Source organism: Pseudarthrobacter sp. P1, from assembly GCF_050156935.1.
In the GTDB taxonomy this organism is placed as follows: Bacteria; Actinomycetota; Actinomycetes; order Actinomycetales; family Micrococcaceae; genus Specibacter.
On sequence record NZ_CP189584.1, the window covers coordinates 4,352,910 to 4,376,931 of the forward strand.

At 69.2% G+C, this 24,022-nt stretch carries 25 protein-coding genes and 2 pseudogenes; 21 read left to right on the forward strand and 6 right to left on the reverse strand.

Annotation, left to right across the window (positions count from 1 at the left end; genetic code table 11):
* The first annotated feature begins 56 nt into the window (after nt 1-56).
* A complete protein-coding gene (dapF, locus tag ACQCSX_RS20310) occupies nt 57-992 on the forward strand; it encodes a diaminopimelate epimerase (RefSeq protein WP_427017008.1) in 936 nt (311 codons plus the stop codon).
* Between the two features lie 75 nt (nt 993-1,067).
* Here the strand turns inward: dapF and ACQCSX_RS20315 are convergent, their stop codons facing one another.
* Nucleotides 1,068-1,697 carry a class I SAM-dependent methyltransferase gene (locus tag ACQCSX_RS20315; RefSeq protein ID WP_427017009.1) on the reverse strand — a complete coding sequence of 210 codons (630 nt, stop codon included), beginning with the start codon at nt 1,695-1,697 and terminating at the stop codon, nt 1,068-1,070.
* 266 nt (nt 1,698-1,963) lie between these two features.
* On the opposite strand from ACQCSX_RS20315, the gene hflX reads away from it, so the two are divergent.
* The 5 genes from hflX to ACQCSX_RS20340 all read left to right on the forward strand — a co-directional run bounded on the left by hflX (nt 1,964) and on the right by ACQCSX_RS20340 (nt 8,298).
* Entirely contained in the window at nt 1,964-3,703 is a 1,740-nt protein-coding gene (gene hflX / locus ACQCSX_RS20320; protein WP_427017010.1) for a GTPase HflX, read from the forward strand.
* Nucleotides 3,696-5,747, forward strand: a complete 2,052-nt coding sequence (locus ACQCSX_RS20325) for an ATP-dependent DNA helicase (protein WP_427017011.1) — start codon at nt 3,696-3,698, stop codon at nt 5,745-5,747. Before hflX ends, ACQCSX_RS20325 begins: the two co-directional genes overlap by 8 nt.
* A 119-nt stretch (nt 5,748-5,866) precedes the next feature.
* Nucleotides 5,867-6,445 (forward strand): sugar O-acetyltransferase, encoded by a 579-nt coding sequence (locus ACQCSX_RS20330; RefSeq protein ID WP_427017012.1) that lies wholly within the window; start codon nt 5,867-5,869, stop codon nt 6,443-6,445.
* Between the two features lie 5 nt (nt 6,446-6,450).
* On the forward strand, nt 6,451-7,008 hold the full coding sequence (locus tag ACQCSX_RS20335) for a TetR/AcrR family transcriptional regulator (protein ID WP_427017013.1): 558 nt from the start codon (nt 6,451-6,453) through the stop codon (nt 7,006-7,008).
* A 96-nt stretch (nt 7,009-7,104) separates the two neighbouring features.
* On the forward strand, nt 7,105-8,298 hold the full coding sequence (locus tag ACQCSX_RS20340; RefSeq protein WP_427017014.1) for an MFS transporter: 1,194 nt from the start codon (nt 7,105-7,107) through the stop codon (nt 8,296-8,298).
* A gap of 76 nt (nt 8,299-8,374) precedes the next feature.
* On the opposite strand, the gene lexA is transcribed toward ACQCSX_RS20340, so the two are convergent.
* Nucleotides 8,375-9,118 (reverse strand): transcriptional repressor LexA, encoded by a 744-nt coding sequence (gene lexA, locus ACQCSX_RS20345; RefSeq protein WP_427017015.1) that lies wholly within the window; start codon nt 9,116-9,118, stop codon nt 8,375-8,377.
* 328 nt (nt 9,119-9,446) lie between these two features.
* Here lexA and ACQCSX_RS20350 point away from each other — a divergent pair, with 328 nt between their 5' ends.
* The 8 genes from ACQCSX_RS20350 to ACQCSX_RS20385 all read left to right on the forward strand — a co-directional run bounded on the left by ACQCSX_RS20350 (nt 9,447) and on the right by ACQCSX_RS20385 (nt 15,706).
* The gene (locus ACQCSX_RS20350; RefSeq protein WP_427017016.1) at nt 9,447-9,779 is read left to right on the forward strand and encodes a LysM peptidoglycan-binding domain-containing protein; all 333 of its coding nucleotides are present in this window, start codon (nt 9,447-9,449) and stop codon (nt 9,777-9,779) included.
* A 120-nt stretch (nt 9,780-9,899) separates the two neighbouring features.
* The gene (locus ACQCSX_RS20355) at nt 9,900-10,997 is read left to right on the forward strand and encodes a histidinol-phosphate transaminase (protein ID WP_427017017.1); all 1,098 of its coding nucleotides are present in this window, start codon (nt 9,900-9,902) and stop codon (nt 10,995-10,997) included.
* A gap of 130 nt (nt 10,998-11,127) precedes the next feature.
* On the forward strand, nt 11,128-11,748 hold the full coding sequence (gene hisB, locus ACQCSX_RS20360; RefSeq protein ID WP_427017018.1) for an imidazoleglycerol-phosphate dehydratase HisB: 621 nt from the start codon (nt 11,128-11,130) through the stop codon (nt 11,746-11,748).
* Nucleotides 11,745-12,452, forward strand: coding sequence for an imidazole glycerol phosphate synthase subunit HisH (gene hisH / locus ACQCSX_RS20365; protein ID WP_427017019.1), 708 nt, complete (start codon nt 11,745-11,747; stop codon nt 12,450-12,452). Before hisB ends, hisH begins: the two co-directional genes overlap by 4 nt.
* On the forward strand, nt 12,453-12,611 hold the full coding sequence (locus tag ACQCSX_RS20370) for a hypothetical protein (protein WP_427017020.1): 159 nt from the start codon (nt 12,453-12,455) through the stop codon (nt 12,609-12,611).
* 69 nt (nt 12,612-12,680) lie between these two features.
* The gene (gene priA / locus ACQCSX_RS20375) at nt 12,681-13,424 is read left to right on the forward strand and encodes a bifunctional 1-(5-phosphoribosyl)-5-((5-phosphoribosylamino)methylideneamino)imidazole-4-carboxamide isomerase/phosphoribosylanthranilate isomerase PriA (protein ID WP_427017021.1); all 744 of its coding nucleotides are present in this window, start codon (nt 12,681-12,683) and stop codon (nt 13,422-13,424) included.
* Between the two features lie 4 nt (nt 13,425-13,428).
* The gene (locus ACQCSX_RS20380) at nt 13,429-14,337 is read left to right on the forward strand and encodes an SseB family protein (RefSeq protein WP_427017022.1); all 909 of its coding nucleotides are present in this window, start codon (nt 13,429-13,431) and stop codon (nt 14,335-14,337) included.
* 58 nt (nt 14,338-14,395) lie between these two features.
* Nucleotides 14,396-15,706: an MFS transporter gene (locus ACQCSX_RS20385; protein WP_427017023.1), complete on the forward strand. Its 1,311-nt coding sequence runs from the start codon at nt 14,396-14,398 to the stop codon at nt 15,704-15,706.
* A gap of 197 nt (nt 15,707-15,903) precedes the next feature.
* Here ACQCSX_RS20385 and ACQCSX_RS20390 read toward each other — a convergent pair whose 3' ends face one another.
* The gene (locus tag ACQCSX_RS20390) at nt 15,904-16,221 is read right to left on the reverse strand and encodes a DUF1844 domain-containing protein (protein WP_427019116.1); all 318 of its coding nucleotides are present in this window, start codon (nt 16,219-16,221) and stop codon (nt 15,904-15,906) included.
* Nucleotides 16,222-16,661: 440 nt separating this feature from the next.
* Here ACQCSX_RS20390 and infC point away from each other — a divergent pair, with 440 nt between their 5' ends.
* The 4 genes from infC (at nt 16,662) to ACQCSX_RS20410 (ending at nt 19,488) form a co-directional block, all read left to right on the forward strand.
* The gene (infC, locus tag ACQCSX_RS20395; RefSeq protein WP_427017024.1) at nt 16,662-17,708 is read left to right on the forward strand and encodes a translation initiation factor IF-3; all 1,047 of its coding nucleotides are present in this window, start codon (nt 16,662-16,664) and stop codon (nt 17,706-17,708) included.
* 106 nt (nt 17,709-17,814) lie between these two features.
* Nucleotides 17,815-18,009, forward strand: a complete 195-nt coding sequence (gene rpmI, locus ACQCSX_RS20400) for a 50S ribosomal protein L35 (RefSeq protein WP_427017025.1) — start codon at nt 17,815-17,817, stop codon at nt 18,007-18,009.
* A gap of 101 nt (nt 18,010-18,110) precedes the next feature.
* Complete coding sequence (gene rplT / locus ACQCSX_RS20405) at nt 18,111-18,494, forward strand: 50S ribosomal protein L20 (protein WP_427017026.1); 384 nt, start codon at nt 18,111-18,113, stop codon at nt 18,492-18,494.
* A gap of 88 nt (nt 18,495-18,582) precedes the next feature.
* Nucleotides 18,583-19,488, forward strand: coding sequence for a TrmH family RNA methyltransferase (locus tag ACQCSX_RS20410; protein ID WP_427017027.1), 906 nt, complete (start codon nt 18,583-18,585; stop codon nt 19,486-19,488).
* Nucleotides 19,489-19,584: 96 nt separating this feature from the next.
* On the opposite strand, the gene ACQCSX_RS20415 is transcribed toward ACQCSX_RS20410, so the two are convergent.
* Both ACQCSX_RS20415 and ACQCSX_RS20420 read right to left on the reverse strand, forming a co-directional pair.
* On the reverse strand, nt 19,585-19,920 hold the full coding sequence (locus ACQCSX_RS20415; protein ID WP_427017028.1) for a YnfA family protein: 336 nt from the start codon (nt 19,918-19,920) through the stop codon (nt 19,585-19,587).
* Nucleotides 19,921-20,059: 139 nt separating this feature from the next.
* A complete protein-coding gene (locus tag ACQCSX_RS20420) occupies nt 20,060-20,332 on the reverse strand; it encodes a GlsB/YeaQ/YmgE family stress response membrane protein (RefSeq protein WP_427017029.1) in 273 nt (90 codons plus the stop codon).
* A gap of 198 nt (nt 20,333-20,530) precedes the next feature.
* Between ACQCSX_RS20420 and ACQCSX_RS20425 the strand changes: the two genes are divergently transcribed.
* From ACQCSX_RS20425 to ACQCSX_RS20435, 3 genes and pseudogenes are all read left to right on the forward strand, one after another.
* Nucleotides 20,531-21,475, forward strand: coding sequence for a cation diffusion facilitator family transporter (locus tag ACQCSX_RS20425; protein WP_427017030.1), 945 nt, complete (start codon nt 20,531-20,533; stop codon nt 21,473-21,475).
* 107 nt (nt 21,476-21,582) lie between these two features.
* Nucleotides 21,583-21,912: an ArsR/SmtB family transcription factor gene (locus ACQCSX_RS20430; protein WP_427017031.1), complete on the forward strand. Its 330-nt coding sequence runs from the start codon at nt 21,583-21,585 to the stop codon at nt 21,910-21,912.
* Nucleotides 21,912-22,551: pseudogene (locus tag ACQCSX_RS20435) on the forward strand (cation transporter); the annotation flags it as partial. The gene ACQCSX_RS20430 and the pseudogene ACQCSX_RS20435, both read left to right, overlap by 1 nt.
* 211 nt (nt 22,552-22,762) lie before the next feature.
* Here the strand turns inward: ACQCSX_RS20435 and ACQCSX_RS20440 are convergent.
* Nucleotides 22,763-23,938: pseudogene (locus tag ACQCSX_RS20440) on the reverse strand (MFS transporter); the annotation flags it as partial.
* Nucleotides 23,939-24,022: the final 84 nt, after the last annotated feature.

The following is a 24,022-nucleotide window of genomic DNA, read 5'->3' on the forward strand; positions in this document are numbered from 1 at the left end:
GCAGTGCCGCTGCCGGCGCCGGCAGCGGCCGGGGCGTGGTGCCGTAGGCTTAACCCATGACCGCCCTGACGCATGCGCCCACCCTGTCGACCCTGTCCGGACTGCCCTTTTCCAAGGGCCACGGCACCGGAAACGACTTTGTGCTGGTGGCCGACCCCGAGGGCGTGCACCACATTGGCCCGGAGCAGGTGGCGGCCCTGTGTGATCGGCACCGCGGCATCGGCGCCGACGGCCTGATCCGCGCCGTCCGCTCCAAGGACCTGCCGGAGGGTGCGGCCCTGTTGGCACAGGAACCGGCGGCCGAATGGTTCATGGACTACCGCAACGGCGACGGCTCGCTCTCGGAGATGTGCGGCAACGGCGTGCGCGTGTTTGTGCACTTCCTGATCGAGCAGGGGCTGGTGGCGCTGGCCCCCGGCGAGACCCTGACCATTGGCACCCGCGGCGGCGTGAAGAAGATCGTCCGCACGGCCGAGGGCTACGCGGTGGACATGGGCCCGTGGGAGTTCATCTTCCCCGCGGCCGCCCGGGAGCGCGGCATGGATTCGCTCGTCACGGCCCGCGGGCTGGACGTGCCGCGTCCGGCCGTCTCGATCAGCATGGGCAACCCGCACACGGTGGTGGCCCTGGCGCACGCCGGCGAGCTGGCGGAGACCGACCTGGCCCACGCGCCGGTGGTCGACCCGGTGCCGGCCCACGGCACCAACGTTGAATTCGCCGTCCCGTCGGACCCGCTGGTCCACAACGGCGTCGCCGAGATCACCATGCGCGTGCACGAGCGCGGCGTGGGGGAGACCCTTTCCTGCGGCACGGGCGCCTGCGCGGCCGCGGCGGCCACCCGCTTTTGGGCCGGCGACACGGCACCGAACGATTGGCGCGTCAACGTGCCCGGCGGCGTCGTCGGCGTGAAGTTCTTCCCGGGTGCCGGCGGCGCCGAGCACGTGGAGCTCAGCGGCCCGGCCGTCATCGTCGCCAGCGGCGCCATCGCCTAAAAACCAGGTGACAGCTATCTCACACTTTCGCGAGGAAATTGTGCGATAACTGTCACCTAGTTGGGCCGGGTTGGGCTACAGGGCCGGGCGGACGACCTTGAGGATGCGGAAGGCCTTGTTGGTGCTGTCCCTGCTGACCTTCAGGTGCAGCTCGGGGTACTGCGCCGCCAGCTCGGTGTCGAGCCAGCGCTGGAGCGAATCCGAGCCCAGGTTCTTCTGCACCACCAGGTAGGCGGCGCCGCCCGGTGCCAGCCGCGGCAGCCACATCAGCAGCAGCGAGTGGAGTTCGTCCTTGCCCACGCGGATGGGCGGGTTGGACCAGATGGTGTTGAACTTGAGCTCGGGGTCGACGGCGTCGGGCAGGGACGCCGTGACGTTCGACAACCCCAGCGCTGCGGCGTTGTCGCGGGTCAGTCCCAGGGCGCGTTCGTTGACGTCTACGGCGTAGACCGAGGCATGCGGGGCGCGCAGGGCCAGCGAGAGCGCGATCGGGCCCCAGCCGCAGCCAATGTCCAGCAGGTTTCCGGTGGGGGAGGGCGGCGGCGCCTCGTGCAGCAGGATGGCCGTGCCCTTGTCGACGCTGTCGGGGCTGAAGATGCCACCGGAGGTCTGCAGGGACCGCGGGGCCCCGGCCAGCACAACGCTCAGGGGACGGCGTTTTTCCGGGACGGACGGCTGGGCGCTGAAGTAATGTTCGGAGGCCATAGTCTTGCCAGATTAGTGGCACCGGGGCCGAAACGGAATCAAGGCATGCCTAAGTCTGTGCCGGGGCGCCTGCTAAGCTGGAGGCATGAAGACTCTGTGATTGTGCCAGCCCTCCCGGACCACGTTGAGCAACCTCCGTGCCGTCCGGAACGCTCCACATGCCATGATCTGCCGCGCAGATCCGCCACCAGAGATCGCCGTCCCCTCCAGCGCATCCTCCCCAACCTGTGGGGCGGTGCCGCCGCGGGCCGCAGACAAGGACACCCATGCTCGAGAACCACACCTTTTCCACCGCCCCCGACGGCACTTCCGCCACGCCCGCCGTCGGTGCGCGCGACTACGATAGGAAGAAGAACCCGCTGAAGGAGAATATGACCAACGCACATGCAGCTGGCGAGCCCCGCGACCCGCAGCCCGGCGCATCCGGCGATGCCGCCGATCTGAGCCCCGCGGAAATCCAGGCCGTGATTGACAGGATCCTGGCCAAGGACGCCGGCGCCACGGCCCATGCCGCCCGCACCTCCGCCGAACGCGCGGAGGCGGCGGATCCGCAGGCAATGCCCGAAACCCGGAGCCACGTGGTGGGCAAGGCCCAGGCCATCTCCACCCGGGGCTTCGAGCACGGCTTGTTCGACGGCGCGCAGGAGGACCTGCAGGAACGCCGCGCGCTGCGCCGCGTGGCCGGCCTGTCCACCGAACTTGAGGACGTCACGGAGGTCGAGTACCGCCAGCTGCGCCTGGAGCGCGTGGTGCTGGCCGGACTGTGGACCGAGGGCACGCTGGCCGATGCCGAGAACTCGCTGCGCGAGCTGGCCGCCCTGGCCGAGACCGCCGGGTCCGAGGTTCTGGACGGGTTGGTGCAGCGCCGGCAGAAGCCGGATCCGGGCACCTACCTGGGCTCGGGCAAGGCCCTGGAACTGAAGGATATCGTCTCGGCCACCGGCGCGGACACCGTCGTCGTCGACGGCGAACTCTCGCCCTCCCAGCGCCGCAGCCTGGAGGACGTGGTCAAGGTCAAGGTCATCGACCGGACCGCGCTGATCCTGGACATCTTCGCCCAGCACGCCAAGTCCCGCGAGGGCAAGGCCCAGGTGGAGCTGGCCCAGATGGAGTACCTGCTGCCGCGCCTGCGCGGTTGGGGCGAGTCCATGTCCCGCCAGGCCGGCGGCCGCGTGGGCGCCGCCGGTGGCGGCATCGGCTCCCGCGGTCCGGGTGAAACCAAGATGGAACTGGACCGCCGCAAGATCCGCACCCGGATGGCGAAGCTGCGCCGCGAAATTGCCGCGATGAAGCCCGCCCGGGAGACCAAGCGTGCCAACCGCAAGCGCAACGCCGTGCCGTCGGTGGCCATTGCCGGCTACACCAACGCCGGCAAGTCCTCGCTGCTGAACCGGCTGACCCAGGCCGGGGTGCTGGTGGAGAACGCGCTGTTCGCCACGCTGGACCCCACCGTGCGCAAGACGGAGACGGCCGACGGCCTCGGCTACACGCTGGCGGACACGGTGGGCTTTGTCCGCTCGCTGCCCACCCAGCTGGTGGAGGCCTTCCGCTCCACCCTGGAGGAGGTGGCCGACGCCGACCTCATCCTGCACGTGGTGGACGCCGCGCACCCGGATCCGGAGGGGCAGATTGCCGCCGTCCGTGCGGTGTTTGCCGAGGTGGACGCCCGCAAGGTGCCGGAGATCATCGTGCTCAACAAGGCCGACGCCGCCGATCCCTTTGTGGTCGAACGGCTGCGCCAGAGGGAGCCGCGCCATGTGGTGGTCTCCGCCCGCACCGGCGCCGGAATCGACGAGCTCCTGCAGGCCATCAGCGACGCCATCCCGCGCCCGGGCGTCCAGCTGGAGCTGCTGATCCCCTTCAACCGCGGCGATCTGCTCAACCGGCTGCACCAGTCCGACGCCGAGATCCTCAGCGTCGAGCACGGCGCGGACGGCACCCACGCCACCGTGAAGGTGCGCGAGGGCCTGGCGGCCGAGCTGGAGCAGTTTGTCATCCATGGCTGATCCCGCGTCAAAGAACAAGGCGGCCGGGGGCGAGGACTTCGCCCTCGGCCTGCTGGATGCGGCGGTGGCCGCCATGGGTGGCCAGCGCCGCGATGGCCAGCACGAAATGGTCAAGCAGGTGGTGCGTTCCATTGAAACGGGCGACCACCTGCTGGTCCAGGCCGGCACCGGCACGGGCAAGTCCCTGGCCTACCTCATCCCGCTGATTGCCCATGCCCTCGAGAGCGACAAGCCGTCGCTGGTGGCCACTGCCACGTTGGCGCTGCAGGCGCAGATTGTCAGCCGCGACCTCCCGCGCCTGCTGGAGGCCATCGCCCCGCTGCTGCCGCGCCCGGTGAAGGTGGCCCTGGTGAAGGGCCGCAGCAACTACGTCTGCCGGCACAAGCTCGACGGCGGGTTCCCCACCGAGGAGCCCAGCGACGGCCAGCTGTTCTCCTTGGGCGAGGACACCTCCGTGGTGCACCTGCCCGGCACCCTCACCGGCCCCGGCACGCAGCTGGGCCGCGAAGTGGTCCGGCTGCGCGAGTGGGCCGAGGACACCGAGACCGGTGACCGCGACGAGCTCATGCCCGGCGTCAGCGACCGCGCCTGGCGCCAGGTGTCGGTGACCAGCATGGAATGCCTGGGCGCGCAGAAATGCCCGCTCGCCGAGACCTGCTTCTCCGAGCTGGCCCGCGCCCGCGGCGCCGAGGCGGACGTCATCGTCACCAACCACGCCATGCTGGCCATCAGCGCCTTTGAGGGTCTGGCCGTGCTGCCCGAGTACGACGTCGTGGTGGTGGACGAGGCCCATGAGCTCCAGGACCGGGTGACGGGTGCCGTGACCGGCCAGCTCTCGGTCCAGATGGTCCAGGTGGCGGCCTCCAGCGCGCGCAAGCACACAGCAATCTCCGTCGAGGCGCTCGCCACGTCCGCGGCCGCGCTGGAGCTGGCGCTGGCCGGCACCCCGTCGGGGCTGCTGCCGCAGGGCCTGAACGAGGAACAGCTGGTGGCGCTGGACCAGCTGCGCGACGCCGCCCGCGCCGCACTGTCCGACTCGAAACCCGAGGGCAACGACCCGGCCGACGGCGGACGCCAGATCGCGCGCTCGCGCCTGTCGCTGATCCTGGAACTGTGCGAGCGGATGCTGGCGGCCGCCGAGGCCCACGAGGTGGTGTGGGTCTCGCGCCAGAGCACGTTCAACCCGCAGCAGGGCTACCAGGCCCCGGACGAGTCCTCGCCCGCGCTGCTGAACGTGGCGCCGCTGAGCGTGGCCGGCAAGCTCCGCGAGGGGCTCTTCGCCGACCACACAGTGGTGCTGACCTCCGCCACGCTGGCCATCGGCGCGGCGTTCGAACACACCGCCGGTGGACTCGGGCTGGTGGGGGCGGGTGCGCCGTCGTGGACCGGCGCCGATGTCGGCTCCCCGTTCGACTACCCCAAACAGGGCATGCTCTACGTGGCCAAGCATCTGGAAAAGCCGGGGCGGGGCACCTCCCCGGAGCAATTGGACGAACTCGAGGCCCTGATCACGGCGGCCGGCGGCGGCACGCTGGCGCTGTTCTCCTCGCGGCGAGCGGCCGAAGACGCCGCGGCGGCGATGCGGGAGCGGTTGGACATGGAGATCCTCTGCCAGGGGGAGTCCTCGATGGCGGCGCTGGTGAAGCAGTTTGAGGCCGAGCCCGACACCTGCCTGTTCGGCACGATGTCGCTGTGGCAGGGGGTGGACGTGCAGGGCAGCTCCTGCCGGCTGGTGGTGATTGACCGCATTCCGTTCCCGCGCCCGGACGATCCCCTGATGACCGCCCGCACGCGGGCCGTGGCCGCGGCCGGTGGCAATGGCTTCATGTCCATTTCCGCCACGCATGCCGCCATCCGGCTGGCCCAGGGTGCGGGCCGGCTGATCCGTTCCACGGGCGACAAGGGCGTGGTGGCAGTGCTGGACTCGCGCCTGGCCACGGCCCGCTATGGCGGGTTCCTGCGCGCGGCCCTGCCGCCGTTCTGGTCCACGACGGACCGGGCGCTGGTGCTGGATGCACTGGGCCGGTTGGCCAAGGCCGAATAGCACTGTCGAGCTATAAAGGCCCTGCAGCCATTGCGGCCGCAGGGCCTTTTGCATGTCCGCCGGGCCCCACCGGGCGGGCGTTCTTTCCATCCTTGCCATCTTTGCGTACGATCGTACACATGACCGATTACTTTGCCGGGGACACGCGCACCAACCGGGAGCGGATGCTCGCCGGGGACCTGTACATCGCCGATGACCCCGACAGCGAACGCGAGGCCCGGCGTGCGGTGGCCCTGCAAAGCCAGTACACCGCGGCCTATGCCCAGGACCCGGACGCGGCGCGGCCCATCCTGGCGGACCTGCTGGGCTCCCTGGGGGAGGATGCGCACATCAAACCGCCGCTCTTTGTCGACTACGGATCGTTCATCACCGTGGGGGCGCGCACGTTCATCAACTACAACCTCACCGCCTTGGACGTCGCCTCGATCACCATCGGGGAGGACTGCCAGATCGGCCCGAATGTGCAGCTGCTGACGCCCACGCACCCGGTGGAACCCCAACCGCGGCGGGACCGCCTGGAGGCCGCGCAGCCGATCGCCATCGGCGACAACGTGTGGCTCGGCGGCGGGGCGATAGTTCTGCCCGGGGTGAGCATCGGGGACAACTCGGTGATCGGTGCCGGGGCGGTGGTGACGAGGGACATTCCGGCGAACGTGGTGGCGGTGGGCAACCCGGCCCGCATCGTGCGGGAAATCTGACCACCGTGGCGTCACGCCGTTTCGATCCGGACCGGCGGGACAGGATCATCGATGCCGCCCTGGATGTCATTGCCGCCCAGGGTGTTGCCGGGTCCTCGCACCGCAAGATTGCCGAGCACGCCGGTGTGCCGCTTGGCTCCATGACCTACCACTTCACCAACATGGACGAACTGCTGGCGGAGGCGTTCGGGCGGTTTGCGGATACCGTTGCCGACGGGTTCGAGGACCGGCTGGGCCGCGCCGCCGACGCCGGGGCCGCGAGGGCCGCCGTCGTCGAGCTGATCCACCAGGACCTGCTGGGCAGCCAGCGGGACCTGGTGCTCACGCAGGAGCTCTACACGCTGGCCGCCCGCGAGCCGGCGTTCCGCCAGATCACCCGGGATTGGATGGCACGGAGCAGGCACGCCCTGGGCCGCCACTTCGACCCTGCCACGTGCCGGATGCTCGATGCCCTGATCGAGGGGCTCTTTCTCCATGCCGCCCTCGACACCGAACCGCACGACCGTGCCAGCACGGTGGAGGCGGTTGCCCGCATCACCACCCCGACCGGGGCCCGGCTGTAGTTCCAAGTACACAGCGGCGCACCGGCCCGGCTGGCTGCCGGACCTTCCCGGCCCGGCCTCCACCTCCCTACGACTCTTTGTGGAAGTTGCACCACTATGACCATTACCGTGGACACCCACGTTCGGGCCGCATCCGTGGCCACCTTCCTGGTCTTCGGACTGAACGGCCTCGTGTTTGCCAGCTGGGCAGCGCGCATCCCTGCCGTCACGCAGACCCTGGGCCTAAGCTCCGGACAGATGGGCACCCTCCTGCTCTGCATCGCTGTCGGCTCCCTGCTGGCACTGCCCTCCGCCGGCGCGGTGGTCGGGCGGATCGGTGCGGCGAACACCATCCGCACCGGCGGGCTGCTCGCGGCCACGGCGTGCGCGGGCATCGCTCTGTCGCTGATGGCCGGCTCCGTGCCCGCCACCGCCGCGGCGTTGTTCTTCTTCGGCATCGGGATCGGGCTGTGGGATGTGGCGCAGAACATCGAGGGCGCCGGCGTCGAGCACCGGCTCGGGCGCACCATCATGCCCCAGTTCCACGCGGCCTTCAGCGGCGGCGCCTTCGTCGGCGCCCTGATCGGGGCGGGTCTGTCCACCCTGGGCGTCGGGCTGCCGGAGCATCTCCTGGTGGTTGCCGTGGTGGTGGTCGCCCTGACCTTGACCGCGCCGCGCTGGTTCCTGCCCCGCGTGCCGGTAGCCGTGCCGGATGCGGCCGGCGCCGGCCAGCCGCGGGCCAAGGGGTCTTCCGCCTGGCGCGACGGACGCACCCTGCTCATCGGCGTCGTGGTGCTCGGTGCCACGCTCACCGAGGGCGCGGGCAACGACTGGATCGCCAAGGCCGCCGTGGATGGCTTGGGGGCCACGGAGTCCGCCGGGGCGCTGCTCTTTGCCCTGTTCGTGGCGGCAATGACCTTGATGCGCTTCCTCGGCGGCCGTGCCATTGACAGGTTCGGCCGCGTGGCGGTGCTGCGGGCCAGCATGGCGGCAGCGGCGGTGGGCCTGGTGCTGTTCGTCCTTGCCGGCAACCTTGTCCTGGCCGGGGTGGGGGCCGCGCTGTGGGGAATGGGGGCCGCGCTGGCCTTCCCCATGGGCATGTCCGCCGCTGCCGATGATCCCCGGCACGCCGCAGCCAGGGTGTCGGTGGTCTCCACCATCGGCTATGTCGCGTTCCTCGCCGGCCCGCCGCTGCTGGGCTACCTCGGCGACCACGTCGGCATCAACCTGGCCCTGCTGGCCATCGGGGCGCCGATCCTGCTGGCTCTGTGGCTCGCCGGCGCCGCCAAGCCCCTGCGCGCGGTGCGGTAGGCCCTGCCGGTGCAGACGCAGAACCCCTGCGGCCGGTGCGGCCGCAGGGCTTCTGCGTTGTGGGCTGGGTCTTTTGCTAGATGCTGCGCAGGACGGAGACCACTTTGCCCATGACGGTGGCGTGGTCGCCCAGGATGGGCTCGTAGCGGGTGTTCTGCGGCAGCAGCCAGGTGTGGCCGTCGCGCTGCCGGAAGGTCTTCACCGTGGCCTCGTCGTCGAGCAGGGCGGCCACGATGTCGCCGTTGAGGGCGTTGCTTTGCCGGCGCACCACCACCCAGTCGCCGTCGCAGATGGCGGCGTCGATCATGGAGTCGCCGGAGACCTTGAGCATGAAGAGCTCACCGTGGCCCACCAGGGAGCGCGGCAGCGGCATGACGTCCTCGATGACCTGGTCGGCCAGGATGGGTCCGCCGGCGGCGATCCGGCCGACGAGCGGAACCAATGCCGTGTCCGAGGCGCTGCTGAGTTCGGCCATGTTCAGCCCGTTGGCCCCGCGCAGCTCGGTGGGGGCCGGAACGCCCTCGATCCGCGGCTGGCCGTAGTCCAGCGTCAACGGGATGAGCACCTCCATGGCGCGCGGACGCTTGGGGTCCCGGCGCAGGTAGCCCATCTTTTCCAGCTGGCTGAGCTGGTGGGTGACGCTGGAGAGGCTGGCGAGGCCAACGACGTCGCCGATCTCGCGCATGGACGGCGGGTAGCCCTTGTCCGAGATGGAGCGCTGGATGCACTCGAGGATCTTCTTCTGCCGCACTGTCAGGCCCTTGAGGCCGTGCCGGCTGGCGGGATTCCCGCTGTGGAGGATGAATTCCGGAGACGGCATGGTGCTGTCCTTCCCGCGACGGCGTCGGTACTGGTGGGTGGCCGGTGCGGCCACCCACTGGGTGTGGGGGAGTTCGTGTCGGTGGCGCCTGCTTGACTACTGCTTGGTTCGACTACTACCGATCCGGTAAATCCCTTGCCTTAACGGTAGGACAGCTCCGGTAGTTTTTCAAACATTTGTTCTAGCGAGTCTTGGCAAGCTTCGTCCATTAGTGCTAAAAATGGTCAAGACGCATTCGAATACATGTTCGAATCTGTTTCACCGCTCTCGGCCCGGTTGTTTCGAACGGCCCAGGGCGCACGTCTGCCGAAGTGAAAGGTTTAATGCCATGAGCTCCACGAACGAACTTCCCCCGCTCCGCTTGACCCGCCGGGGCCGCCTGGTCCTGATCTGGATGCCGCTGGCCCTGGTGGCCATCGCCCTGGTGGCCCTGGCCGCCGTCTTCACCACCCCCGCCAAGGCCGCCACGGTGGGCGGCCCGGCGCCGGACTACACCAGCACGGTGACTGTGCTGTCCGGCCAGACGCTGTGGTCCATCGCCATGGCGGCGGATTCCTCCCGCGACACCCGCGACGTGGTGTCGGACATTGTCGAACTGAACGATCTCGCCAGCTCCGTGGTCCAGCCGGGCCAGCGCCTGTTCGTCCCCAAGGCTGCCTGACCTTCCTGGCAGGTTCCGCAGGATGCCGCTCCAGGCCCGGCGCGGCCGGCGGAGGCGGTAACAGAGGGTCACGGAGCCCCGTGGTTCGCCCCCTGTGCCCGTGGCACTTAAAGTGGAAGGGTGAACCAGCTAGAACGCCTGAACCAGTTGCCCCTTCGAGACGATCTCCGGGGGCAGCATCCGTACGGCGCCCCCCAGCTGGATGTGCCCATCCTGCTGAATGTGAACGAGAACACGCACGGCGTTCCGGCCGATGCCCGCGAGGCCATCCTGAAGGCCGTCGCCGAGCAGCTCGAGGGCCTCAACCGCTACCCGGACCGTGAATTCACCGAACTGCGCACCGCGCTGGCCGCCTATCTGGGCCACGGCCTGACCCTGGACAACCTGTGGGCCGCCAATGGTTCCAACGAGGTCCTCCAGCAGCTGTTGCAGGCCTTTGGCGGCCCCGGCCGCACGGCGATGGGCTTCCCTCCCACCTACTCGATGTACCCGCTGCTGGCCAGCGGAACCGGCACGGCGTATGCCGCGGGCCGGCGCAAGGATGATTTCTCCCTCACCGCCGAGGACGCCGCCGCACAGGTGCGCGCCGCTGCGCCGAACATCGTGTTCCTCTGCTCGCCCAACAACCCCACCGGAACGGCCCTGGGGCTGGACGTCGTGGAGGCAGTCTACGAGGCGGGCGAGGCCAGCCAGGCCATCATCATTGTGGACGAGGCCTATGCCGAGTTCGCCCACGACGGCACGCCCAGCGCGCTGAGCCTGCTGCCGGGCCGCCCGCGCCTGGTGGTGTCCCGGACCATGAGCAAGGCCTTTGCCCTGGCCGGCGCCCGCCTGGGCTACCTGGCCGCCGCCCCGGAGGTCACCGACGCCCTGCGCCTGGTCCGCCTGCCCTACCACCTCTCCGCGATCACCCAGGCCACCGCCGTCGCCGCGCTGCGCAACTCCGATTCGCTGCTGGCCAACGTCGAGGACATCAAGGTCCAGCGCGACCGCATCGTCGCCGGGCTGGCCGCGCTGGGCCTGGACCCGGCGCCGTCGGACTCCAACTTCGTCTTCTTCGGCGGATTGGAGAACCCGCACGCCATCTGGCAGGGCCTGCTGGACGCCGGCGTGCTGGTCCGCGATGTCGGCATCCCCGGACATCTGCGCGTCACCGCCGGCACCGAGGCGGAGACCACCGTGTTCCTTGACTCGCTGGCGTCCCTGCTCAAGGGCTAGGACTCCCGCTTTCCCGCCACGGCCCACCCTCTTCTAGACTGGAGGGGACGCAGCGGTGCGCACCGCCACCGGTGTGCACCCTGAGGCCGCCCCCGCCTGCCCCGCCACAGCAATCAAAGGACCTTCTTTCATGACCGAGACCGTGCAGAGCGCCGGCCGCACCGCCCGCCTGGAACGCAGCACCAGCGAGTCCTCCGTGCTCGTGGAGATCAACCTGGACGGCACCGGTGTGTCCAGCATTGACACCTCCGTGCCGTTCTACGACCACATGCTCACGGCGCTGTCCAAGCACTCGCTGATCGACCTCACCGTCAAGGCCACCGGCGACACCCACATCGACGCCCACCACACGGTGGAGGATGTGGCCATCACCTTCGGCGAGGCCCTGCGCATCGCCCTGGGCAACAAGGCCGGCATCCGGCGCTTCGGCGAGGCCACCGTGCCGCTGGACGAGGCCCTGGCCAACGCCGTCGTCGACGTCTCCGGACGCCCCTACCTGGTCCACGGCGGCGAGCCCGCCGGGCAGGAATACCACCTGATCGGCGGCCACTTCACCGGATCGCTGACCCGCCACGTCTTCGAGGCCATCACCTTGCACGCGCAGATCTGCCTGCACATGAGCGTCATCGCCGGCCGGGACCCGCACCACATCGTGGAGGCCCAGTTCAAGGCCTTCGCCCGCGCCCTGCGCTCGGCCATCGAGCCCGATCCCCGCGTCACAGGGATCCCGTCCACCAAGGGCAGCCTGTGAGCACCGGAGAGGACGCCACCGCGGCCGCGGCCGGCGCCGCGGACGGTGCGGCGGACACCCGCCCCACCGTCACGGTGTTGGACTACGGGTCAGGCAACGTGCGCTCGGCCGTCCGCGCCCTGGAGCGCGCCGGCGCCAACGTCACGCTCAGCGCCAAGCCCGAGGACGTCCTGCACGCCGACGGCCTGGTGGTCCCCGGGGTGGGTGCCTTCGCCGCGGTGATGAAGGAGCTCAAGGACGTGGACGGCCTGCGCATGATCGGACGCCGCGTGGCCGGCGGCCGGCCGGTGCTGGCCATCTGCGTGGGCCTGCAGATCCTCTTCGATTCCGGCGTGGAACACGGCATCGCCGCCGACGGCATGGGGGAGTGGCCCGGAGTCGTGGAACCCCTCAAGGCCGAGGTGGTGCCGCACATGGGCTGGAACACCGTGGACGTGCCCGAGGGCTCCATGCTCTTTGCCGGTGTCGAAAACGAGCGTTTCTACTTCGTGCACTCCTACGGCGTGCAGACCTGGGACTTCGACGTGGTCCAGCCGCTGATGAAGCCGCCGGCCGTCACCTGGTCCAACCACGGCGGACCGTTCATCGCCGCGGTGGAGAACGGACCGCTCTGCGCCACCCAGTTCCACCCGGAGAAGTCCGGCGACGCCGGGGCGCGCCTGCTGCGCAACTGGGTCGACTCGCTGCGCAAGGCGGCCGCCTAGATGTGGTCGGTGGTTCTGATGGGGCTCGCCGGCCTGCTGATCGGCGGCGCCTACACGTTCTTCCAGCAGAAGAAGCCGCGCTGGATCCCCATCAGCTTCGCCCTGCTGGCCGCCATGGCCCTGGTGGCGGCGTACCTGCTGACGCTTCCGGCCGCCTAGGGCCCCGCCCGCTTCTGTTCCTCCCCTCTCCCGTTCCACACTGCACCAACCGAACCGCCAAAGGACATCATGACCAGCACCAACGCCCCGATTCTGGAACTCCTGCCCGCCGTCGACGTGGTCGACGGCCAGGCCGTCCGCCTGGTCCAGGGTGAGGCCGGCAGCGAAACCGGCTACGGCTCGCCGCTGGATGCAGCCCTGGCCTGGCAGAACGACGGCGCCGAGTGGGTCCACCTGGTGGACCTGGACGCCGCCTTTGGCCGCGGCACCAATGCGCCGCTGCTGCGTGAGGTGGTTGGCGCCCTGAACATCAAGGTCGAGCTCTCCGGCGGCATCCGCGACGACGCCTCCCTGGAAGGGGCCCTGGAGCTTGGCGCCGCCCGCGTCAACCTCGGCACCGCCGCGCTGGAGAACCCGGAATGGACCGCCCGCGCCATCGAGCGCTTCGGCGACAAGATCGCCGTCGGCTTGGACGTGCGCGGCACCACGCTGGCCGCCCGCGGCTGGACCAAGGATGGCGGGGACCTCTGGGAGGTGCTGGCCCGCCTGGAGGACGCCGGCTGCGCCCGCTATGTGGTCACCGATGTCACCAAGGACGGCACCCTGCGCGGGCCGAACGTGGAACTGCTGCGCGAAATGTGCGCACGGACCTCCAAGCCCGTGGTCGCCTCCGGTGGCATCTCCAGCCTCGAGGACCTGCGCGTGCTGCGCGAGCTGGTCCCGGCCGGCGTCGAGGGCGCCATCGTGGGCAAGGCGCTGTACGCGGGCAAGTTCACCCTGCCCGAGGCCCTCGACGTCGCCGGACGCCGCTAAGCCAGTGCCGCACGAACACCCCAAGCGCGAACTCCCCGGCCACATCGCCGCCGCCCTGGCCGGGGCGGGCGGGACCACCGACTCGGCCGGCCAGCCGTGGTCCGGCCGCGATCTGCCGCAGGACGAGGACTACCACAACTTTGAGGACGACGACGGCACCCGGGACCCGGGCTATGCGGCGGCCCTGGCCGCCCTCGCCGCCGGCACCGGCACCGAGGCCGACGTGGTGGCGGCCCTGGCCCAGGTCCGCGTCTTTGTGCCCATCGTGGCGCAGCTGGCCGAGGCCACCGTGGAAGCCAACGGTCTGGCCTCGGACAAGGAATCCGATATGGCGTTGGTGACCCTGCAGGCTCCGGACGGGCGCACCACGCTGCCGGTGTTCACCTCCACCGCGGCCCTGGCCGCCTGGCATGCCGAGGCCCGGCCGGTGGCAGTGTATGCCGCGCGGGCGGCGCTGTCCGCGGTGTCCGAGCAGGCCGACCTGATGGTCCTGGATCCGGGGTCCGCGCAGCCGTTTGTGCTGCGCCGCCCGGCCGTCTGGGCTCTGGCCCAGCAGCAGGAGTGGCTGCCCAGCTACGCCGACCCCGCCGTGGCGGCCGCACTGCAGGAATCCATGGACCTGGCAGGCCATGCCGCACTGCTGGAAATTGGCGGCTCGGCCTCGACGGGAATACAAACCATCTGGGAGGATGTTATGGATCCCAATGGTCTGACCGTATCCGGCGGCGGCGCCGGCCCGGAGCTGGCGGTTGAACTGACGCTGGCGCCGGGGCTGGACCAGGATGCAGTGCAACAGCTCCTGGGGGAGCTGCAGGGCCACTGGTCCCGGAATGAGCGTTTTGCCCAAAACGTTGATTCGATCCAGATCCGTCTCAAGGGCGCACAGCCGCCCGCCACGCCGAAGCACCGATAACCGCGCCGTTCCTCTCTCCTGGTGGCCGCCGCGGGCCGGTGGAGAGAGAAGTGCCTTAGTGAATTTTTCCCGCTACCTTGAAGTCCTCAGGCAGGGACCCGTCCTCCGCCTGATTCTGGTGGCCATGGTGGCGCGCATCCCGCACGCCGCCGCCGGCGTCGTGCTGACCCTGCACGTGGTCTCCACCATGGACCTTGGCTACGGGGCCGCCGGCGGCGTGGCCGCCGCCGTCACCGTGGGCATGGCCCTGGGTGCGCCGTGGCGCGGGCGCCAGGTGGACCTTGTCGGCCTGCGCCGTGCCCTCATCCCCTCGGTCATTGCCGAAGTGGTGGTCTGGTGCTCGGCACCCTTCCTGAACTACCAGCTCCTGCTCGTGGCCGCCGCCCTGGGCGGCGCCTTCGCCGTGCCCATCTTCTCCGTGATCCGGCAGTCCCTGGGCGTCATGGTGCCCACCAGCCAGCGCCGCACCGCCTTTGCGCTGGACGCGATCGGTGCCGAGATCACCTTCATGATCGGCCCGGCCGCCGGCGTGCTGCTGGCCACCTCCATCAACACCACGGCGGGCCTGATCCTCGTCGGGGCATCCTCGGCGCTGGCGGGGCTGTGCCTGATGTGGTTCAACCCGCCCACCCGCAGCGGGCAGCCCGGCGCCGTCGCCCAAGAGGACGAGGAGGACGATGACCACGTGGCCAGCGAGGTGGACTCCTATGAGGAGCTGGCGCCCGTAGAGGCCATGGCCGGCCAGTCCTCGGCCTCCACCGCGTACCTGGGCCGGTTGTTCACCAAGGCCCGCTACAACTTTGCCTGGGTGACCATCGCGGTGCTGGCCGTCCTGGGCGCATCGGTGGGGACGGGGCTGGTGCTCTCCGGCACCAACGTGGGCATGGTGGCCCTGCTGAACCTGCATGAGCACATCGACGAGCTGGGCCTGGTCTTTGTGTTCTGGTGCGGCGCCTCGGTGCTGGGTGGGGTCATCTATGGTGCCCTGCACCGCCCGGTCTCGCCGCTCATCCTGCTCGCGGCCATGTCGCTGCTGACCATCCCGATGGGCTTTGCCACGGACGCCTGGACGCTGGCGCTGCTGTCCATCCCGCCGGGACTGCTGTGCGCCCCCGTCCTGACCTCCAGCGCCGAACTGATTGCCTCGCTGGTGGCCGAGAAGCGCCGCGGCGAGGCCATGGGCTGGTACGGCTCGGCCATGACGCTCGGCAACGCCGTCGGCTCGCCGGTCGCCGGGGCCATGATCGACGGCGTCGGTCCCTGGGCCGGGTTCACCTTCATCGGCATCTTTGCCGCCGCCCTGGCCGTCGCCGGGCTGGTGGTGCGGAACCTGCGCGGGCGGACGGCTCCGGTCGCCGCCCTCAAGTAGGGCCGGCCGCGCGGCGGCCGCCCGCGCGGGGGCTGCTGCCGCGCTGCGCCCGCCCCGGCACCCAACGTCCCGCGCCCAACGCACAAGGGCCCCGGCACCCGGGCTGCACTCCGAGTCCGGCGCCCAAAGCACAACGGCCGCGGTTCCGCCCCCAACTGTGGGGCGGAACCGCGGCCGTTCCTGCACGGGACCGTGGGCTAGTTCACCGCTCCGGTGAATTTCTCGCCCGGGCCCTTGCCCGGTGCGTCGGGGAACTCGGAGGCCTCGCGGAAGGCCAGCTGCAGGGAGCGCAGGCCATCGCGCAGCGGGGCGGCGTGCTGGCTGCCGATCTCCGGGGCGGCGGCCGTGACAAAGCCGGCCAGGGCGGTGATCAGCTTGCGGGCCTCGTCCAGATCCTTCAGCTCGCCGGCGTCCGGACCATCGGCCAGGCCGCACTTGACCGCGGCGGCGCTCATCAGGTGGACGGCCGCCGTCGTGATGACCTCAACGGCCGGAACCTCGGCGATGTCGCGCATGGCCGACGCGGTCTGGGCCTGGGCGGATTCCTGCTCTGCGGCGGCCTCGCCAAAGCTGTGGCGGGAGGTGGTGGATGCTGGATTGCTATCGGGGGTACTCATACTGCTAAGCTTGTCATAGACCGACTGAATGTCGTTATTTTTGTGTGCTGTCCCGGACAGCACCACAAGGGTGGCGATCGTCCAGTTAGCAAGCGGAGTTCTCTCCCACCCGTCAGCCCGGAGATCCGGAGTTGGGCGGGTACCAGGTCGGGCGGCATCCCTTTGTGGGGAGTGCTGCGGTGCATCCTTGGGATGTGCCGGGACCGATCCATGAGGCCTTCGATTGCACCGGCAATCGGAGGCCTTCTTCTATTTCCGGTGTCACCCTTAGGTACCAATAGCTACAGGAGCTACACATTAGCGAGCCACGAATCAACGATCGCATCCGCGTCCCCGAGGTGCGGCTGGTAGGACCGGCAGGTGAGCAGGTTGGGATCGTCCGCATTGAGGATGCCCTCCGTCTGGCAGCCGAGTCGGACCTCGATCTTGTTGAGGTAGCACCGCTGGCCAAGCCGCCGGTGTGCAAACTGATGGACTTCGGCAAGTACAAGTACGAAGCCGCTGTCAAGGCCCGTGAGGCCCGGAAGAACCAGACCAACACGGTCCTGAAGGAAATCCGGTTCCGCCTCAAGATCGACAAGCACGACTACGAGACGAAGACCGGCCACGCGCTGCGCTTCCTCGGAGCCGGCGACAAGGTCAAGGCCATGATCCAGTTCCGCGGCCGTGAGCAGCAGCGCCCCGAAATGGGCATCCGCCTGCTGCAGAAGTTTGCAGAAGACGTTGCCGAGGTTGGGGCCATCGAGTCCAGCCCCCGCATCGACGGCCGCAACATGGTCATGGTCATCGGTCCGCTGAAGAACAAGGCCGAGGCGAAGGCTGAAGCCCGCCGGGCCCAGCAGCGTGCCGATGCCAAGGCCCACAACGAGGCCGTTGCCACCGGCAAGGCCAAGGTCGACGTCGACCGGGACAACAAGGCCCCGATGACGCAGTCCCTGGCCGACCTGCTCCCCGCAGGCCTGAGCCTGGAGGAGCTCGCCGAGGCCGCCGTCGTCGAGACTGCCGTTGAGGCCGTTGTCGAGGCGCCCGTTGAGGCTCCGGCCGTTGCCGAAGAGGCAGCCCCGGTTGTCGAGGCAGCCCCGGCCCCCGCCGTCGTAGTCGAAAAGGCAGCCCCGGTTGCCGCGGCTCCGAAGGCCGAAGTCCCCAAGGTTGCGGCTCCGAAGGTGGAGGCACCCAAGGTCGCGGCCCCGAAGGTTGCCGCTCCCAAGGTGGAGGCACCCAAGGTTGCCGAGGCCAGGCCCGTTGTGGCCGCCAAGCCGGTGGCCGCACCGAAGCCCGTTGCTGCAAAGCCCGTGCCGATGCCCAAGCCGATGGCCAAGCCCGCCGCCAGGCCTGCAGCAGCACCCAAGCCCGCAGTCCGGGCCAAAAAAGACTCAGCCGAGTAGGGCATCCGCCCTCCAGGTTAGTGAAGTTCCCCCGCCAGTGACCTCACCGGTCGCTGCACCAAGAACCACAGGCAGCGCCGGTGGATGAGTAAGGAGACAGGTCCTCATGCCGAAAATGAAGACACACAGTGGTGCCAAGAAGCGCTTCAAGCTGACCGGTACCGGCAAGCTGCGCCGCCAGCAGGCCAACCGCCGCCACTACCTCGAGCACAAGTCCTCGCGCTTGACGCGTCGCCTGGCCGGAGACAAGACCGTTGCTCCCGCCGATGCACGCAACATCCGCAAGATGCTCGGCATCTAATTTCCCAGTCATTCGGAGGTTCCACCAGCATGGTGGCAACCACCAACTAAAGCCTTCTCAGGCATGCATGGCTTGGGATATGAACTTGAAGGAGTACGCACGTGGCACGTGTGAAGCGGGCGGTAAACGCCCACAAGAAGCGTCGGGTTATTCTTGAGCGCGCAAAGGGTTACCGCGGTCAGCGTTCGCGCCTGTACCGCAAGGCCAAGGAGCAGCTGCTCCACTCGTTCGTTTACAGCTACGGCGACCGCCGCAAGCGCAAGGGTGACTTCCGTCGCCTCTGGATCCAGCGCATCAACGCTGCATCCCGCGCCAATGGCCTGACCTACAACCGTCTGATCCAGGGCCTGAAGGCCGCTGCGATCGAGGTTGACCGTCGCATGCTGGCCGACCTGGCCGTCAATGACGCCACCGCTTTCGCGGGTCTGGTCAAGCTGGCCAAGGCTGCACTGCCCGCGGACACCTCCGCGCCGGTGGCCAAGTAGCATTCCTGCCCTCGGGCACAATGCTTCAGCGCCTCCAGCGGGGAATCCGATTTCCTGCTAGAGCGCACCGGACTGCTACAGTCCAACCATGAACGAAACCGGGCGCCCGCCAGTAGATGCAATGACCAATCCTCGAGCAGATCGAGTGAAGGACGTTGCCAAACTGGCCGGGCGCTCGGCCCGTTTAAAGCGCCGCCAGTTTCTCGCCGAGGGCCCGCAGGCCGTGCGTGAGGCGCTCCTGGCGCACCGCGAGTCCATGACCGCCGGCGGCAGCCCCATCGTCACCGAGGTGTACGCCTCGCTGGAATGCCTCAAGCGCTACCCGGAGATGATGGACCTGGCCCACGACCGCGCCAGCCACCTGCACATCCGCATCGCCAGCGAGCTGGTGCTCGAGGCCATGACCGACACCGTCACGCCGCAGGGCATCCTAGCCGTGTGCAACTTTGTCGACGTGCCCCTTGAAGCAGTGCTCGCCTCCAAGCCCAAGCTCATTGCCGTCCTGGCCCAGGTCCGGGACCCCGGCAACGCCGGCACGGTCCTGCGGGCCGCCGACGCCGCCGGGGCCGACGCCGTCGTCCTCACCGCCTCCAGCGTGGACATCTACAACTCCAAGTCGGTGCGCTCCACCGCCGGCTCCCTGTTCCACCTGCCCGTGGTGCTGGGCGCGGATGTTGAAGAGTTGGTGGAACGGTGCAAGGCCGCCGGGCTGGGCGTGCTGGCCGCCGATGGCTATGGCCACTTGAACCTTGACCTTCTGCAGGACGAGAGCGCCGCCCGCAGCTTTGACCAGGAAGTGCCCGATTCCGCCTACGCGCTGGAAACCCCGACGGCGTGGCTGTTCGGCAACGAGGCCCAGGGCCTCTCCGACGCCGAGCTCGAGTTGGCCGACCACCGCGTGGCCGTCCCCGTCTACGGGTCCGCCGAGTCCCTGAACCTGGGCACCGCCGCCACCGTCTGCCTCTACGCCAGCGCCCGCGCCCAGCGCCGCTAGGTCTTTCCCGGCCCAACCTGTGTGGCAGTAGTTGCTCCAATGATCGATCGTTGGAGCAACTACTGCCGCACAGGTTGCGTTAAGCCTGGCCCGGGCTCAGCTCTGCCGCGGGGCGAACATGATGACAGCGACGCCCGCGAGGCAGATGAGCGCGCCGATGACGTCCCAGCGGTCGGGCCGGAAGCCATCCATGACCATGCCCCACACCAGGGATCCGGCCACAAACACTCCGCCGTAGGCGGCAAGGATCCGGCCAAAGTGGGCATCGGGCTGCAGCGTGGCGATGAACCCATAGGCACCGAGGACCACCACCCCCAGCGCCGCCCACCACCACGGGCTTGAGTCCCGCACGGCCTTCCAGACCAGCCAGGCGCCACCGATTTCCGCGGCGGCGGCAAGGCCGAAGAGGGCAATGGACTTCACGATGGGCACTTGACCATTATGGTGCAGCTGGTCGGGGGCGCGTGTTCCCCCGGGGCGGGGGGACGGCACCGGACGCGGGAAGGCCCCGGCCGGATTGATCCGGTGGGGGCCTTCCGTCCAGTCCTGTCGGACGCCAGCAGGCTGCGGCCTAGGCATGCGACCTGTGGCTCCTGCCGGTGATGGCACCGTAGACGCCTGCCACGACCAGGCCGCCGACAATGGCCAGAATCCAGGAACCGATGTTCCAGAACTCCATGCGGCCGCCGCCGAAGAGCAAGTCCCCGATCCAGCCGCCGACGATGGCCCCGACGACGCCGAGCACCAGGCTGGTGGGCCAGCCGCCGCCGACACGGCCCGGCATGATGGCCTTGACGATTGCTCCGACTATGAGGCCAAGGATGATCCATCCAATGATTCCCATGATCCCTCCTTCGATTGTCCCTATTTTTGGAACGATAGCACCGCGGCCATGGGGGTGCCTAGGGTCCTTTGGCACTGGATGTTTGTTGGGGGCGTGCCGTGCCGCACGGTAGCGTAGTGCCCCGGGGCCCGCTGGGGACCCGCGGCGGCCGCAAGCCGGCCGCCGGCAATCTGTGCACCATCACTAAGGGGAAATCACGTGTCTGCATCCGGAGGAAGCAAGGCGATTGTGGCCGCGTTCGCGGCCAACCTGTCCATCGCCGTGCTCAAGTTCCTGGCCTTCCTGCTGACGGCGTCGTCGTCGATGCTGGCGGAGTCCATCCACTCCGTTGCGGACTCGGGAAACCAGCTGCTGCTCCTGCTGGGCGGCAAGCGGGCGCGCCGCCAGGCCAGTCCGGAGCACCCCTTTGGCTACGGCCGTGAGCGCTACATCTATGCGTTCATCGTCTCGATTGTGCTCTTCAGCGTCGGTGGCCTGTTCGCCCTGTTCGAGGCCTACGAAAAGTGGCACGACCCGCATGGCCTGGATCCGCAGTGGGCCTGGGTGCCGATTGTCGTGCTGCTCGGTGCCATTGTGCTGGAAGGCTTCTCCTTCCGCACCGCCATCCAGGAGTCCAACCACACCCGCGGCAAGCGCACCTGGGTGCAGTTTGTCCGCACATCCAAGGCCCCGGAACTGCCGGTGGTCCTGCTGGAGGATGCCGCAGCCCTGCTGGGTCTGGTCTTCGCGCTGTTCGGCGTGTCCATGACCATCGCCACGGGCAACGGCCTGTGGGACGCCGCGGGCACGGCCCTGATCGGCCTGCTGCTGGTGGCCGTCGCCGTGGTGCTGGCCGTGGAGACCAAGTCGCTGCTGCTGGGCGAGTCTGCCACCAAAGACGATGTCGCGGCGATCGAGGCCGCGCTGGTGGGCCCGGGCGTCAGCCGCATCATCCACCTGAAGACCTTGCACCTGGGCCCGGAGGAGCTGCTGGTGGCGGCGAAGATCGCCGTGGACGGCGCCGACACCGCCGCCCATATTGCCGAGGCCATCGACAGTGCCGAACAGCGCGTGCGCGCGGCCGTGCCGATTGCCAAGGTCATCTACCTCGAGCCGGACATCTACTCCGAGGCGAAGGCTGCGGCCCCCGCCATCGAGGTCTGACCGGGCATCGATGGCGCAGTTGGCGCGGCCTTGGCCGGTGCAAGCCCGCCGGATCTGCGCCATCGTTCAACATTTCCTGAATACACGAAAATGTGTACAGTAGGGATATGGAAACTGTAACTCACTCGGCTGTGCTGGGCCGCTTCGGGCACGCGCTCTCGGACCCCAAACGGGCGCGGATCCTGCTCACGCTCCGCGATGCCCCGGGCTATCCGTCGGAGCTGGCCGATGCGCTGGGCATCAGCCGGCAGAGCCTGTCCAACAATCTGGCCTGCCTGCGCGGCTGCGGGCTGGTGGTGGCCGTTCCGGAGGGGCGCCGCACGCGCTATGAGCTGGCGGATGCCAGGATCGGCCACGCGCTGGCGGACCTCCTGGCGGTGGTGCTGGCGGTGGATCCCGAATACTGCGCCTCCGCCGCCGAGGACGGGTGCTGCTGATGTCCGGTGCCAGCCTGGTGGATGCCGCGGCCCCCACCGCCGAGCGCCGCCTCCTGCTGAACCGGCGGATCCGGCTGTTCGTGGGCGCCACCATCAGTTACAACGCCATCGAGGCCGTCGTCGCCCTCGCGGCAGGCGCCGGTGCGTCATCGAGTGCGCTCATCGGGTTCGGGCTGGATTCGGTGGTGGAGGTGTCATCCGCCGCCGCCCTGGCCTGGCAGTTCAGCGCCCGCGATCCCGAGACCCGGGAGAAGACGGCCCTGCGGATCATCGCCTTCTGCTTCTTTGGGCTGGCGGCATTTGTCGCCGTCGATGCCCTGAGCTCACTGCTGGGCGGCCGGGCGGCGGAGCACTCGAGCGCCGGCATCATTTTGGCCGCGGTCAGCCTGGCGGTCATGCCGGTGCTCTCCTGGGCCCAGCGCCGGGCGGGCCGGGAGCTGGGCTCCCGCTCCGCCGTCGCGGATTCCAAGCAGACCCTGCTGTGCACCTACCTGTCGGCGGTGCTGCTGGTGGGCCTGCTGCTGAACAGCCTGTTGGGTTGGTCGTGGGCCGACCCGATCGCCGCCCTGGTCATTGCCGGCGTCGCGGTGAAGGAGGGCGTCGACGCCTGGCGCGGCGACACGTGCTGCACCCCGCCGCTGCGGCGGGAGGATGGCCGCGACCAGGACGCGGACGCGTGCTGCGCCCCGGCCCCGCCGGCCAGCGACGGCACCGGGAATCCCGCGGCGGTCCCGGTGGCGGATCCCAGCGGTGCGGACTGCGCCTGCTGCGGCACCGGCGACGGCGGCGTGGAGCCGGCGTCCACAGGGGCAGGCAGGGCAACCCGGGACACCGTCCAGCTGTCCGTCCCGCGCTTGTCGAGCAGGCCGCTGGCCAACGCGATCGCCAGGCCCAGAACCGCCAGCACGGCGCCCACGAAGGCCGGAGCCACGTAGCCCCAGCCGGCGGCGATGACCAGCCCGCCCAGGAAGGCGCCGAGGGCGTTGGCCATGTTCAGTGCCGAGTGGTTCAGCGAGGAGGCCAGCGAGGCCGCCCCCGGGGAAACGTCCAGCAGCCGGGTCTGCAGGGCCGGGGTCAGCATTGATCCCGCGGCTCCGACGATGAAGGCCATCACCAGGGCCATCCACTGGATGTTGGCGGTGAGGCCGTAAACCACCAGCACCACGGCGATGAATGACATCACGCCATAGACGCTCCCCATCACGGACTTGTCCGCCAGCCGCCCGCCCACGATGTTGCCGGCCACCATGCCCAGGCCGTAGAGGCCCACGATGACGGGGAGGAAATGCTCGTCGAAGCCGGCCACCACCGTCATGGTCTTGGCGATGTAGGTGTAGACGGCGAAGAAGCCGCCGAAGCCCACAATTCCCGTCAGCAGGGCCAGCCACACCTGGATCCGTTTGAGGGCGCTGAGCTCGCGCCGGATGCTGGCATCGGCGTGCACCTTTTGCGCTGGCACAAACTTGGCAATGCAGGCCAGCGTGAGGACGCCGATGATGGCCACCAGCACGAACATCAGGCGCCAGCCGTACTGCTGGCCGATGAAGGTGGCCAGCGGCACGCCCACGACGTTGGCAATGGACAGGCCGAGCATGATCATCGAGATGGCGTGGCCGCGCTTGGTGGGCGCCACCAGGGATGCCGCAATGACGGCGGCGACGCCGAAGTAGGCGCCGTGCGGCAGCCCGGCAATGAACCGGGTCACCAGCAGGGTGCCGTAGTCGGGTGCGAAGAAGGACGACAGATTGCCCAGGGTGAAGAGCACCATGAGTCCCAGCACCAATGTCTTGCGGGGAATCTTGGCCCCCAGGGCCGATAGCAGTGGTGCGCCGACCACCACGCCGAGGGCATAGCTGGAGATCAGATGGCCGGCCTCGGGGATGCTGACATGGACACCGTCGGCGATGTTGGGCAGCAGGCCCATCATCGCAAATTCGGTGGTGCCGATGCCGAAGCCGCCAACGGCCAGGGAAATGATGGCCCAGGTGACCATGCGCGGGGACAGGGGGGTGTGGGACTGTGGCATACAAGGCTCTCGGTAGGGTCCGTCTGTGCAGACGCTGATACTCGTCGCAGACAACGGCGTCCACCCATCCAGTCTAGTTCGCCC

What these genes read in the sequence shown, in the direction of transcription:
- priA (WP_427017021.1), top strand. Translation starts at nt 12,681, where the DNA reads ATGACCAGCACCAACGCCCCGATTCTGGAACTCCTGCCCGCCGTCGAC.
- lexA (WP_427017015.1), bottom strand. Translation starts at nt 9,118, where the DNA reads ATGCCGTCTCCGGAATTCATCCTCCACAGCGGGAATCCCGCCAGCCGG.
- hflX (WP_427017010.1), top strand. Translation starts at nt 1,964, where the DNA reads ATGCTCGAGAACCACACCTTTTCCACCGCCCCCGACGGCACTTCCGCC.
- ACQCSX_RS20410 (WP_427017027.1), top strand. Translation starts at nt 18,583, where the DNA reads ATGAACGAAACCGGGCGCCCGCCAGTAGATGCAATGACCAATCCTCGA.
- rpmI (WP_427017025.1), top strand. Translation starts at nt 17,815, where the DNA reads ATGCCGAAAATGAAGACACACAGTGGTGCCAAGAAGCGCTTCAAGCTG.
- hisB (WP_427017018.1), top strand. Translation starts at nt 11,128, where the DNA reads ATGACCGAGACCGTGCAGAGCGCCGGCCGCACCGCCCGCCTGGAACGC.
- ACQCSX_RS20430 (WP_427017031.1), top strand. Translation starts at nt 21,583, where the DNA reads ATGGAAACTGTAACTCACTCGGCTGTGCTGGGCCGCTTCGGGCACGCG.
- ACQCSX_RS20330 (WP_427017012.1), top strand. Translation starts at nt 5,867, where the DNA reads ATGACCGATTACTTTGCCGGGGACACGCGCACCAACCGGGAGCGGATG.
- ACQCSX_RS20420 (WP_427017029.1), bottom strand. Translation starts at nt 20,332, where the DNA reads ATGGGAATCATTGGATGGATCATCCTTGGCCTCATAGTCGGAGCAATC.
- ACQCSX_RS20315 (WP_427017009.1), bottom strand. Translation starts at nt 1,697, where the DNA reads ATGGCCTCCGAACATTACTTCAGCGCCCAGCCGTCCGTCCCGGAAAAA.
- ACQCSX_RS20390 (WP_427019116.1), bottom strand. Translation starts at nt 16,221, where the DNA reads ATGCGCGACATCGCCGAGGTTCCGGCCGTTGAGGTCATCACGACGGCG.
- ACQCSX_RS20370 (WP_427017020.1), top strand. Translation starts at nt 12,453, where the DNA reads ATGTGGTCGGTGGTTCTGATGGGGCTCGCCGGCCTGCTGATCGGCGGC.
- ACQCSX_RS20325 (WP_427017011.1), top strand. Translation starts at nt 3,696, where the DNA reads ATGGCTGATCCCGCGTCAAAGAACAAGGCGGCCGGGGGCGAGGACTTC.
- ACQCSX_RS20350 (WP_427017016.1), top strand. Translation starts at nt 9,447, where the DNA reads ATGAGCTCCACGAACGAACTTCCCCCGCTCCGCTTGACCCGCCGGGGC.
- ACQCSX_RS20340 (WP_427017014.1), top strand. Translation starts at nt 7,105, where the DNA reads ATGACCATTACCGTGGACACCCACGTTCGGGCCGCATCCGTGGCCACC.
- dapF (WP_427017008.1), top strand. Translation starts at nt 57, where the DNA reads ATGACCGCCCTGACGCATGCGCCCACCCTGTCGACCCTGTCCGGACTG.